The 10,941-nt window shown below is 65.5% G+C and carries 12 protein-coding genes and 2 tRNA genes; 5 read left to right on the forward strand and 9 right to left on the reverse strand.

Features of this window, described 5'->3' with window-relative positions; genetic code table 11:
- Positions 1-325: 325 nt before the first annotated feature.
- On the reverse strand, positions 326-475 hold the full coding sequence (locus JWN03_RS25990; protein ID WP_297620287.1) for a hypothetical protein: 150 nt from the start codon (positions 473-475) through the stop codon (positions 326-328).
- A gap of 321 nt (positions 476-796) precedes the next feature.
- Between JWN03_RS25990 and JWN03_RS25995 the strand changes: the two genes are divergently transcribed.
- On the forward strand, positions 797-1,024 hold the full coding sequence (locus JWN03_RS25995; RefSeq protein ID WP_297620290.1) for a helix-turn-helix domain-containing protein: 228 nt from the start codon (positions 797-799) through the stop codon (positions 1,022-1,024).
- Entirely contained in the window at positions 1,021-2,352 is a 1,332-nt protein-coding gene (locus tag JWN03_RS26000) for a tyrosine-type recombinase/integrase (protein ID WP_297620293.1), read from the forward strand. Before JWN03_RS25995 ends, JWN03_RS26000 begins: the two co-directional genes overlap by 4 nt.
- Positions 2,353-2,440: 88 nt before the next feature.
- Here JWN03_RS26000 and JWN03_RS26005 read toward each other — a convergent pair.
- The 3 genes from JWN03_RS26005 to JWN03_RS26015 all read right to left on the reverse strand — a co-directional run bounded on the left by JWN03_RS26005 (position 2,441) and on the right by JWN03_RS26015 (position 3,493).
- Positions 2,441-2,514, reverse strand: a tRNA-Met gene (locus JWN03_RS26005).
- 94 nt (positions 2,515-2,608) lie between these two features.
- Positions 2,609-3,079, reverse strand: coding sequence for a nuclear transport factor 2 family protein (locus JWN03_RS26010; RefSeq protein WP_297620296.1), 471 nt, complete (start codon positions 3,077-3,079; stop codon positions 2,609-2,611).
- Between the two features lie 21 nt (positions 3,080-3,100).
- Positions 3,101-3,493 (reverse strand): carboxymuconolactone decarboxylase family protein, encoded by a 393-nt coding sequence (locus JWN03_RS26015; protein ID WP_297620299.1) that lies wholly within the window; start codon positions 3,491-3,493, stop codon positions 3,101-3,103.
- Between the two features lie 98 nt (positions 3,494-3,591).
- Between JWN03_RS26015 and JWN03_RS26020 the strand changes: the two genes are divergently transcribed.
- Positions 3,592-4,440, forward strand: a complete 849-nt coding sequence (locus tag JWN03_RS26020; protein ID WP_297620302.1) for a helix-turn-helix domain-containing protein — start codon at positions 3,592-3,594, stop codon at positions 4,438-4,440.
- On the opposite strand, the gene JWN03_RS26025 is transcribed toward JWN03_RS26020, so the two are convergent.
- The 3 genes from JWN03_RS26025 to JWN03_RS26035 form a co-directional block, all read right to left on the reverse strand.
- Positions 4,425-5,222: a PP2C family protein-serine/threonine phosphatase gene (locus JWN03_RS26025; protein WP_297620304.1), complete on the reverse strand. Its 798-nt coding sequence runs from the start codon at positions 5,220-5,222 to the stop codon at positions 4,425-4,427. The genes JWN03_RS26020 and JWN03_RS26025 overlap by 16 nt on opposite strands.
- Before the next feature lie 130 nt (positions 5,223-5,352).
- Positions 5,353-6,141 carry a trans-aconitate 2-methyltransferase gene (locus JWN03_RS26030; protein ID WP_297620307.1) on the reverse strand — a complete coding sequence of 263 codons (789 nt, stop codon included), beginning with the start codon at positions 6,139-6,141 and terminating at the stop codon, positions 5,353-5,355.
- 98 nt (positions 6,142-6,239) lie between these two features.
- Positions 6,240-6,313 (reverse strand) — tRNA-Met (locus JWN03_RS26035).
- Positions 6,314-6,857: 544 nt separating this feature from the next.
- Between JWN03_RS26035 and JWN03_RS26040 the strand changes: the two genes are divergently transcribed.
- Entirely contained in the window at positions 6,858-7,391 is a 534-nt protein-coding gene (locus JWN03_RS26040; RefSeq protein WP_297620310.1) for a transglycosylase family protein, read from the forward strand.
- Between the two features lie 133 nt (positions 7,392-7,524).
- Here the strand turns inward: JWN03_RS26040 and JWN03_RS26045 are convergent, their stop codons facing one another.
- Positions 7,525-8,379 carry an SDR family oxidoreductase gene (locus tag JWN03_RS26045; protein ID WP_297620313.1) on the reverse strand — a complete coding sequence of 285 codons (855 nt, stop codon included), beginning with the start codon at positions 8,377-8,379 and terminating at the stop codon, positions 7,525-7,527.
- Between the two features lie 138 nt (positions 8,380-8,517).
- On the opposite strand from JWN03_RS26045, the gene JWN03_RS26050 reads away from it, so the two are divergent.
- Positions 8,518-9,489, forward strand: coding sequence for an Lrp/AsnC family transcriptional regulator (locus tag JWN03_RS26050; protein WP_297620316.1), 972 nt, complete (start codon positions 8,518-8,520; stop codon positions 9,487-9,489).
- An 86-nt stretch (positions 9,490-9,575) separates the two neighbouring features.
- On the opposite strand, the gene JWN03_RS26055 is transcribed toward JWN03_RS26050, so the two are convergent.
- Positions 9,576-10,941 (reverse strand): UPF0182 family protein (locus tag JWN03_RS26055; protein WP_297620319.1); only part of this gene is annotated, 1,366 nt, incomplete at its 5' end.

The raw sequence follows: 10,941 nt of genomic DNA on the forward strand, positions 1-10,941 counted from the left end.
TACAGCGCATTGGTGGCCAGCAGGTTTGTGCGACGGCGACGGGCAACTGGCGAATCAAGCATCGGTTCCGCGTTCCAGCGCCACACCTGTCGTGATTTGCTGCAGTTCAGCGAAAGCCGCTGAGCTGCACAGATTCTGGTGCAAAATCCCCTTTGGGCTAGCCGACCCCCAGAGAAACGGGCATCGGCGGATCGACAACGCGCCGCTGCGCGGCACTGAAATCGTCGTCCCAATACTCGAACACACATTCGATATGACACATACCGAGCGTTTGCCCGGAATAGGCCGGGGTGGCGGACCTGTCCGCCACCCCGGCCTCATTCAGCTACTCGTCGTCGTCCTGCTCGTTACGGTTCGACGCCTCGTCAGCACGATCGGCGAATCCGCTTGTCGCGGTGTCCGATTGCAGATCCCGTTCGGCAACTTCGCCGATCCGGTCGGCCGATTCGCGGTTCAGTGCCCGCTTAGCTTTCACCGACCTATTCGCCTCTGCGAGACCGCCACCACTTCATCACGGAGTTGACGGTCAGCACGCCACCAATGCCGGTTCCGGCACCGACGGTGATCATTGAGGCACCGACGAGAAAGGTCATTACGAGCAGCCGCCCCCCGGATCGCCAATTGTGACCATCCCCGGGAAGGATTTTCGGCAGCTTTGTCGCCAGTACAGGGTGCCCAGGTTCAAGAACCCATTCCGCGCACGAGGCGCTTGACCCAACGAACGCACCGGAGGGTCCATATCCGTCGTACCGCACCGGTACCTAGCCGATCCGGCACCCGACCAAAGGATGCGACCATGCCCGAACCCGACCCGGATGCCAGCCACCGCAATCACTGGGGCGCGCTTCCGCTACTGCTGTCCGTGCCCAAAGCCTCCGCGCTGCTTGGGATCAGCCGCTCCGCGGCCTACCGGCTCGCCGAGTCCGGCGACCTACCGACGAAGCGAATGGGCGGACGCGTCTACATCGTCACCGCCAGGCTGCAGGCGATGCTCGAACAGGACGACCTCGGGGAGGCAGCATGAAGCAGGGGCACGTCCGCAAGCGCGGCAAGACCTGGTACTACCAGTTCCGGCTGCCGGAGAAGGGCCCTGACGGGAAACCCGTCTTCGATTCCAAGGGTGGGTTCGCCACCGAGAAGGAGGCATGGGCGGCCTGCCGCGACGCGATCAAGGCGGTAGAGCAGAACAAGCGCGTGAAACGCTCCAAAATCACCGTTCGCGAGTTCTTCGTCGACGAGTGGCTGCCCGCGATCAAGATGGTCGTCGACGCCACCACCTACGACAACTGGCAGGCGTTCGTTCACGCCTACATCGTCCCGCGCCTGGGCAACAGTGATCTGCAGCAGCTCACCGCGCCGACGCTGGTGAAGTTCTACGCCCAACTGCTGGTCGACGGACGCATCAAGCCCGACAACAACATTCGCATGTACGAATACTGGACCAAACAACTGCGGCGGGGGCAGGAACCTACACCTCGCCAGGTGGTCGAGGCTTGTGGTGTCACCATTCACGCTGCTCGCTCCGCCGTACGTCGCTTCAAGGCTGGGCGGATACCGAAGCCGAAACCGGCCGGCCTCGAGAAGAAGACGGTCCGCAACATCCACATCACCATCCACCGCGCACTCGTTGACGCCGTCGCATGGAAATACCTCACCGACAACCCCGCCGACGACGCCAAGCCACCCCGCGCGGCACGGTCCCGGCGACCGGTGTGGACACCCGAACAGGCCACTCAGTTCATGGACAGCATCAGTTTCGACCGCTTCTACGCACTGTTCCGCCTGGAGTTGACCACCGGGCTGCGGCGCGCGGAGATCTGCGGGATCCGTTGGCCCTCATTGGATCTCGACACAGGGACGCTGTCGGTACACGAGGGCCGGGTCGTCGTTGCCGGGCGCGCCCAGGACGCTCAGGTCAAGACCGAAGACTCCGCGCGCTTGATCGCCCTCGACGAGGAGACTGTCACGGCGCTGCGCGTGTGGAAGTTGATTCAGGACACCGAACGAGCGCTCTACGGTGACGATTTCCGCGACACTGATCTGGTCTTCACCTACGAAGATGGTCGCCCTGTTCACCCGGATTCCATCCGGGAACGGTTCAAACGTCTCGCCGCGCATGCGGGTCTGCTCGAGATCCGCTTCTACGATCTCCGGCACACCTACATCACCGCATCGCTGATGGCCGGAATCAGCCCGAAGGTGGTCAGCCAACGCGCCGGGCACGCCGACGTTGCCTTCACCATGAAGACCTACCAGCACGTCCTGCCCGGCATGGACGAAGACGCCGCCGACCGCGCCGCCAGCTACATACTGGGACGCCGCGAAACCCCAGCGACGGCACAGCATCCATGAAATTGAGTTTGGCTAATGATGCCAAACGTGATGCCAATTGAACGGCAAAACGGCCCAGAACCTGTTGGTTCTGGGCCGTTTTGCCTAGTAGCGGGGACAGGATTTGAACCTGCGACCTCTGGGTTATGAGCCCAGCGAGCTACCGAGCTGCTCCACCCCGCGTCGGTGTGAGGATGACGTTACCTCGGGGTAGGGGGAAACTCCAAAACGGGCATCCCAGACCACCTTTGTAGGGGATCTGGGATGCCCGGGATGGTTAGGCGGCTTGGGGGCGGACACCTCCGGCGGCGAGGGTGAGGATTTCTTTGTTGCCGTCGGCCCAGGTGGGGGTCATGGCGATGTCGTTGATGTGCCAGATGTTGTCGACGCGGGTCAGGCCGATGCGGTAAGTGCCGCCCAGGGTCCAGCGTGGGGAGCCGAAGGGGTTGGCGAGGACGTGGACTGCCTGGAAGACGGCGGTGAGGACGGCATTGTCGCCGTCGACCGTGACCAGGTGATTGCCGAGCAGGTGCTGGGTGGCGTCGAAGGCGCCCAGCAGGCGGGACCAGTCGGCGTGGATCTGGGCGGGGGTGACGTGTGAGGGGTCGCCGCCCCAGATGGCGGTGTAGTCGAGGCGGACCGAGTCCGCGAAAACGGTGGGGAAACTATCCCAGTCGCGGGTGTCGATGTACCACATCATGGCGGTGGCGGTGTCGATCACGTCGGCGCGGTCCTGTGCGGAAGTCATTGTGTTCTCCTGTGATTCGGGTCAGTTGACGGGGAGCAGGTTGTGGTCGGCGAAGACTCGGCGGGCGACGCCCATGGCGGCGAGTACGCGCGGGAATCCGGCGTACGGCAGCGCCTGGATGACGGCCTCGACCAGTTCGGTGGACGTCAGTCCGACATTGAGGGCGGTGGCGAGGTGGGCTTCCACTTGGGGTTCGGTGGCGCCGAGGCCGATGAGGACACCGAGGATGACCAGTTCCCGTCGCCCGGCATCGAGTCCGGGACGGGAGTTGATCTCGCCGTAGGCGAATTCGACGGCGAACCGGTGCAGGTCGGGCGCGATATCGGCCAGCGAGTCGTACACCCGCTGCCGGGCAGCGGTCGGGCCGCCGAGCTCGGCCAGCCGGGCCGCTCCTTTGTCGTACCGTTCGTTCATGGGTATGAGATTGCCTGGCGCACAACGGGCTACCCAGACCTCCGTTGTTCCGGGTACTCACAGGGCCAGGCTCCCGGTCCTCAGGCAAACTGGACGGCATGGCAGAACGCAATCCGCTGGGGGAATTCCTCCAGTCCCGCCGGGCCCGCATCAGTCCCGAGCAGGTCGGACTGCGGGCCGGTGCGTCCGGACGGACCCGGCGACGGGTCGCCGGGCTGCGGAGTGAGGAGCTCGCCCAGTTGGCGGGAATCAGCGTCGAGTACTACCAGCGGCTCGAGCAGGGCCGGGCCAACCACCCCTCCGACGAGGTGCTGGACTCCATTGCCGAGGTGCTGCGCCTGGACGACACCGAACGCGGTTATCTGCGCAGACTCGCGAACCCGCCGCGCATTCGGGACCAGCGCAGCGCACCCACCGCCGTCCGGCCGCAATTGCAGCGCATGCTCGACCTCGTCGACAAGGTGCCCGCGGTGATCATCACCGACCGCTTCGATGTGCTCGCGGCCAATCCGCTGGCCGAGCGATTGTTCGAGCCGATCTCGAATGTCTTGCACGACAATGGAAATCTCGCCAGGACGCTATTCCTCGAAGCGGCCGCTCGCGAGTTCTATGTGGAATGGGACGACGTGGCCGCAGCCACCGTCGCCGCCTTACGATTGGCCGCGGGCAGCCATCCCGAAGACGCGGATCTGACCGCACTCATCGATGAATTAGCCACCGGCAGTGCCGAATTCGCCACCCTGTGGGCCGAGGGCGACGTGGCGGTGCGCACCTACGGCTCGAAGAACTTCCGGCATCCGGCGGTCGGCGTACTGACGCTCGATTACGAGAATCTGGAACTGCCCGGCGATCTGCGGCAACGACTGGTCACCTTCAGCCCGGACTCCGCCACCGCGACCGATGCGGCCCTGCAGGTCCTGGCCGCGCAGACCTACATCAGCCGCTGAACCACCGGCGGCACGCCGGGCAGCAGCCGGGCGTCCACCACGAGCGCCGTGGTGTTGTCGCGGCCACCACCGTCGAGGGCGGCCTGCACCAGCGCCGTCGCGGCATTGCTCGCCGAACCGTCCTCGGCGAGAAGAGCTTTGATCGCCGCCATCTCGAGGCGCTTACCCACGCCGTCGGAGCAGAGCAGCAGTCGCCCGGCGCTCGAGCCGGTGACCGCATGGCCGATATCCTCCGGCCGTGTGGTCCGCGCGGAGGTCGTGACCAGATGGCCCATGCCGGGCATCGGCACCTGCCCGCGCGCCCGGAAGTATTCGGCCACAGTGTGATCGGTGGTGAGCAGGTGCAGCACCCGGCCGTTCCAGCAGTAGGCGCGACAGTCACCCACCCAGGCGATATCGCACGGCCCGTCCGGCTGTCCGTCGGCCGGCAGCACCGCGACGACGAGCACGCTGTCGGCAGCTGCCTCGGGCAGTTCACGCAGCAATTCCGCTTGCGCCGCAAGGATTCCGGCACGCGCACCCTGCGTCACCGCCACTCGGGCCGCGACCCGCGCGACGATCCGCGCCGCCCGTGCGGCCGCCAGATGATCACCGACACCGTCCGCGACGACAAACGCGGCGCGCCCGGTCTGGGGATCGGTAACGGTGGCGACCGCATCCGCGTTGATATTACGTAGGCCGAGGCGACTGACCGCCGCCCCTGCGACGGTGACGAATCGAACCTCTTCGTCAGGATGGGCGGGCACTGCGGCAGATCCGATCTCGAGGGCTGCGGTGTGCATGGCCCGACCTCCTGGGACTCGGCCTCACGGGGGGTGCTGCCAACCAGCACTCCCCTATTCAACGGCCGAAACCCGTGTACTACTCCTGAATCACCTGTGCGATTGCTGTGTTTACCTGCGTCGATAACGATCAGATCGCGGTCTGGGCGACCACGAAGATGCGGCGGAACGGCAGCCAGGTGCTGCCGTCGGCCTGCTCCGGGTAGGCGGTGCGCAACAGCGGGGCCAGCTCGCTCCGGAACTCCTGCCACCCGGCATCGTCGAGGACGTCACGCACCGGGGTCAGCGCGGTCCCGGTGACCCACTCCAGAACCGGGTCGGCGCCGGTGAGGCGCTGTAGGTAGGTGGTCTCCCAGGCGTCGACGGTGCAGCCCGCCGCGGCCAGCAGCTGCGCATAGCCCTCCGGATCGAGGACGGCGCGCGGCTCGAGAAGGTTTGCCGGGGCCAGTCTTTCGCGCCACTGCGGCCGCGCCGCGAGGGTGCGGATGGCGAGATGGGAAGGCGCATCGAAATTTCCGGGCACCTGGAAGGCCAGCCACGCTCCGGCAGGCAGCTCGCGTGCCCAGGCGGACAGCAGATCCTGATGGCCGGGCACCCACTGCAGCACCGCGTTCGACACCACTACATCGGTATCCGCGCCGGGCTGCCAGTCACGCACATCGCCGAGCACGGCATCGATCCCGCGTTCCCGCGCGGCAGCGACCATCTCAGGGGAGGAATCCGAGGCCTCCAGCGCGGCCTCGGGCCAGCGCTCCGCGAGGGAGACGGTGAGGTTACCGGGACCACACCCCAGATCCACCACCCGGCGCGGCTTCTCGGCCCGCACCCGGGTCACCAGATCGAAGAACGGCCGCGCCCGATGATCATCGAAGGCCAGATACTGCTGCGGATCCCACATGGCTGCTCCATCCCTGGTCACACCAACCGAGCCTGCATATCGCAGCATCAACGGTAATCGGCCGGCTACAGACACAACGAAGGCCCTCGAAGAAGTTCTTCGAGGGCCTTCGTTGTTAGTAGCGGGGACAGGATTTGAACCTGCGACCTCTGGGTTATGAGCCCAGCGAGCTACCGAGCTGCTCCACCCCGCGTCGGTGAACACAACATTACACACGGGTCCGCGTCAGTGCCAAATCGGCTGGTCAGATGGGGTTTGGCAGGTTACGAAGACGATCATGGAGCGTGTCACGGCGGATACGCCGACCGTCCAGACGGTGCGGAAGCGGAGGTTTGGAGGTGAAAATCCTCCGCGTCACAACTCATTTCTGTGCGCGTCCCCGGTTTCGAGGGCAAAAAACGTGACCGACCCCACAATTGCTCCGTGACTTAAATCACATCACGGTCATATAACAGACCGATCGGAATATCGAAATGCACCATAGCCAACCTGCATGAACAACGTTTTACCGGTTATTCGCTTCATGCAATTCCGAAGTAATCAAGAGTTACCAAGACGTGATCTGCCGAGATTTACTCGTTACCGTCGTACTCGGCCCGGATCAAACCTGAGATGGGCACCGAACCGAACCGCTGCACGCCGGAGATCCTGTCCCGCGGTTTGGTACCCAGAGCCCCTGGGGACAGGGACACGGCACAGCTACTCGCCGGGTTGGTAGGCGCAGGGAGGGACAAACGATGAAACAGAACCGGAAGATCAACTCCCGCACCCTCGGCCTGCTGGCCGTCACAGGCGCAATTGTTGCCGTCCCGTTCGGCTTCTCCGCAACCGCCTCGGCGGCCGCGCACGACTGGGACGGCGTTGCCCAGTGCGAGAGCGGCGGCAACTGGGGAATCGCCACCGGCAACGGCTACTACGGCGGTCTGCAGTTCACGCAGAGCACCTGGGCCGCCAATGGCGGCGCGGGCTCCCCCAGCAGCGCCAGCAAGGCAGAACAGGTCCGCGTGGCCGAGAACGTGCTCGCCACCCAGGGCGCCGGCGCCTGGCCCGTCTGCGGCAAGTACCTCCGCACCGGCAACACCGAGCCCGAGCCCGAAGCCGCTCCGGAGCCCATTGCTCCCGCCCCCGCCCCGCTCCCCAATGACCGGCAGGCCGCGATCGACCAGGCCAAGAGCGTCGCCGGCGGCCTGGCCCAGCAGTTCGGCGTCCAGGACCAGTTCAACCAGGTCCTGGATCAGAACTCCGCGCTGATCGAGTCCTGGGGCCGCTGAGGTCCCGGCTCCTTACTCTCATACCGGACGTAGCGATATGCGCTGCCGTCAATGATGACGGCAGCGCATCTCTCTATAGATACAACCCGCTGGCACGATACGCTGACCGCCGCTGTACGGCACAGGTTTTCGGCTATCCGCTGACGTACTCGGCCCGGTGCGTGGTCGCCCAGTCCGCGAAACTGCGCGGCGGACGACCCGTCACCTCTTCGACCGCGGGATGGATGACCGAGGTGAAAGACTCCAAAGCCGTTGCACGCAAAGCCATCACGGCATCCGCCAGCTCGGGAGTCACCCCGAAGCCGAGCAGCGCGGTGTGCGCCTCGGCGGCCGAGATCTCCTCGTAGCGCAGCGGACGGCCGAGCACCTCGGCGAGGATGCCGGTCTGCTCCCCCGGCGCCAGCGCCTGCGGGCCGCTGAGCGTGTAAACCTTTCCGGCATGGCCGGTTTCGGTCAGCGCCGCCACGGCGACGGCCGCGATGTCCTCGGGATCGACCACCGCGATACGGCCCTGCCCGTACGGGGCGCGGACGGTATCGACGGCCCGGATGCCCGGGGCCCAGTGCAGGGCATTGGACATGAATCCCAACGGGCGCACCATGGTCCAGTCGATGCCGCTCTCGCGCACCGTCTGCTCACCGGCGCGATGCCAGGCCGGAATCGGATCGGTGGCGGCATCGTCACCGGCTCGCCCGGAGGAGAGCTTCACCAGGTGACGCACCCCGGCACGGGTCGCGGCCGCGGCGACATTGGCGTCGTACACCGGGATTTCGGGGCCGGCCGACAGCAGGAAGACGCTGTCCACCCCGTCCAGTGCGGCGGCGAGACTCGCCGGTGCACCCAGATCGCCACGCACGACCTCGATATCGGCCGGCGGGTTCGCCGTCTCCGGCCGCCGCACGAGTGCCCGCACCGGCGTGCCCAGCGCGCGCAGCCGGTCGATCACGGCACGCCCGACGGTGCCGGTGGCTCCGGTCACGAGAATCATCAGTACTCCCCAGTTCAACGTTGTCGCGGATGATCACCGCGCTCGTCTCAGCCTGAGGCGGGGCATCGATCGACTCCATCCACAGCCTTCTGATTGCGATCATTTTCCATTCGAGGCACTCGTGCGAGGATTTCTTCCATGCTGGACGAGGTGGACCGCGGCTTGATCCATGCCCTGCACATCGACGGGCGGGCGCCGTTCAATCGAATCGGCGAGGTGCTGGGCGTCTCCACCCAGACCGTCGCGCGCCGCTACCGCCGCCTGCGCGAGGAGTTCGGGCTGCGGGTGGTCGGACGGCCTGATCCCGGGCAGACCGGCACCACCCAGTGGCTGGTGCGGCTCACCACCACGCCTTCGGCGAGCGCGCAACTGGCCCGGGCGCTGGCGCAGCGCACCGACACCACCTGGGTCATGCTCACCTCCGGCGGCACCGAGGTGTTCCTCATTGTCGACGGACCCGGATTCGATGCGCCCGCACTGCTGTTGCACGATCTGCCGCGCACGTCGGCGATCACCGGCATCTCCGCGCACTATGTGCTGCACACCTACCTGGGCGGGCCGACCGCGTGGCCCGGTCGCCTCGCCGTGCTCGATCCCGAGCAGCAGCGAAAACTGCGGCTGCTCGAGGAGAACACGACCTTGCGAGCTGAATCAGCCACCGATGAGCTGCTTTTCGCTGCCCTGCGTACGGACGGGCGCGCCGGCCTGGCGCAATTGGCCGAGGCCACCGGACTATCGCAATCCACTGTGGCGCGGCATATTTCGGATCTGCGGGCCGGCGGCGCACTCTATTTCGATGTCGATGTCGACGACCGGGTCTTCGGTGTCACCACGCGGGCAATGCTGTGGGCGTCGGTCGCACCCGGCAAGCTCGACGGGGTCGCCGAAGCCCTTGCTCGGCATGAGGAACTGGCGTTCGTGGCCGCGACCACCGGCAGTACCAACCTCATCGCCGAGGCACTATGCCCCGACCCGGCGAGTCTGCACACCTATCTCACGAAGAAGCTGGGCGCCTTCGACGCGATCCGCACGCTGGAGACCACCCCGGTCCTGGCGACAGTGAAATCCACATCGCAGCCGCCGCTGTTGCGATCCCGGCCGGCGCGATAGCACAGGGTCGCGACGGCAAAAGGCGCTGCCGTCCGGTGGACGGCAGCGCCTTTCATTGTGCAGCAGGGCTTTTCAAGCCCGGATGATTACGGTCCCGCCGTCTGGTAGGCGTTCACGGCCGTCTGCAGATTCTCCAATGCCTTGCCCAGGGAGCCCAGGTCGCCCGACTTCTGGGCGTCCTGCACCGCCTTGAGCGCATCGTTGAGCTGCTTGACCGCGGCATCCTTACCCGCCGAACCCGTCGAACCAGTCGGCGGAGCGACCGTGCCCTGGTTCGGCGGAGCGACCGTCTGATTCGGCGGCGCCACAGTCTGATTCGGCTGATCGGTGGCGGCGCTGCCGGTGCCGGGCAGGACCTGCTCCAACGCCTCCTTGACCGTCGAGCCGTAACCGACCTTGTCTCGATAACTCGCCAGCACCTTCACCAACTGCGGGAAGGACGGTGCGTTGGTGCCGCCGGTGTTTCGTTCCAGATACCACGGCTCCACATAGAGGATGCCGCCGTCACCGACCGGCAGGGTCAGCAGATTGCCGTATTTGATCTTGTTGACATTGCCACCGGTCAGCAGGTTCCGGTCGCGTGACACTTGATCATTGGTCGTCATCGACGTCTGGGTCTGACCCGGGCCAGGCGTCTGTGAATCCGGGGGTAACTTCAGCACCGTCAACTTGCCGTAGTTGTCCGGATCCGAATGCGCCTGGATGTAGGCGGACAGGAAGTTCCGTTTATAGCCCACCATGACGCTGGTCAGGCTGAACTCGGGTTTACCCGTCTTGGGGTCGCCCACCAGCACGTAGTACGGCGGTTGATGCGCACCGCTGGCCGCACCCTCCTGCGTCGGATCATTGGGCACCGACCAGAAGGCGTTGTTGGTGAAGAACTCTCGCGGATCGTCCACGTGATACGTCGCGAGCATCTCGCGCTGCACCTTGAACAGATCCTCCGGGTAGCGGAAGTGCGCCCGCAGTTCGGGACTGATGGCACTCTCCGGCTTCACGGTATTCGGGAACACACCGCTCCACGCCTTCAACACCGGATCGGTCTTGTCGAACTGGTACAGCGAGACGGTGCCGTCGTAGGCATCGACGGTCGCCTTCACCGAATTACGGATATAGGAGACCTCCTTACGCGGCAACAGCCGGCCGGTGGTCTGGTCGATGCTGTCCTCCACCACGCCGTCCAGCGAGGTGCGCTGGGCGTACGGGTAGTTGTCCAGCGTGGTGTAACCGTCCACGATCCAGAGCATGCGGCCGTTGACCACCGCCGGGTAGGCATCGCCGTCGGTGGTCAGCCACGGCGCCACCTGCTGGACGCGATCACGCGGATTGCGATTGAAGATGATCTTCGAATCCGAGCCGATCGCACCCGAGAACAGAATGTTCCGCTCGGCGTACTTGGCCGCGAACGCGAATCGGTTGAACCAGTTGCCGATCGACACACCACCGGCGCCG

Origin of the sequence: Nocardia sp. (genome assembly GCF_025465275.1) — a bacterium.
In the GTDB taxonomy this organism is placed as follows: domain Bacteria; phylum Actinomycetota; class Actinomycetes; order Mycobacteriales; family Mycobacteriaceae; genus Nocardia.

Coding starts and splice junctions, on each gene's coding strand:
- JWN03_RS26020 (WP_297620302.1), top strand. CDS start 3,592: ATGGCAGAACGCAATCCGCTGGGGGAATTCCTCCAGTCCCGCCGGGCC.
- JWN03_RS26015 (WP_297620299.1), bottom strand. CDS start 3,493: ATGAACGAACGGTACGACAAAGGAGCGGCCCGGCTGGCCGAGCTCGGC.
- JWN03_RS26000 (WP_297620293.1), top strand. CDS start 1,021: ATGAAGCAGGGGCACGTCCGCAAGCGCGGCAAGACCTGGTACTACCAG.
- JWN03_RS25995 (WP_297620290.1), top strand. CDS start 797: ATGCCCGAACCCGACCCGGATGCCAGCCACCGCAATCACTGGGGCGCG.
- JWN03_RS26040 (WP_297620310.1), top strand. CDS start 6,858: ATGAAACAGAACCGGAAGATCAACTCCCGCACCCTCGGCCTGCTGGCC.
- JWN03_RS26045 (WP_297620313.1), bottom strand. CDS start 8,379: ATGATTCTCGTGACCGGAGCCACCGGCACCGTCGGGCGTGCCGTGATC.
- JWN03_RS26025 (WP_297620304.1), bottom strand. CDS start 5,222: ATGCACACCGCAGCCCTCGAGATCGGATCTGCCGCAGTGCCCGCCCAT.
- JWN03_RS26050 (WP_297620316.1), top strand. CDS start 8,518: ATGCTGGACGAGGTGGACCGCGGCTTGATCCATGCCCTGCACATCGAC.
- JWN03_RS26010 (WP_297620296.1), bottom strand. CDS start 3,079: ATGACTTCCGCACAGGACCGCGCCGACGTGATCGACACCGCCACCGCC.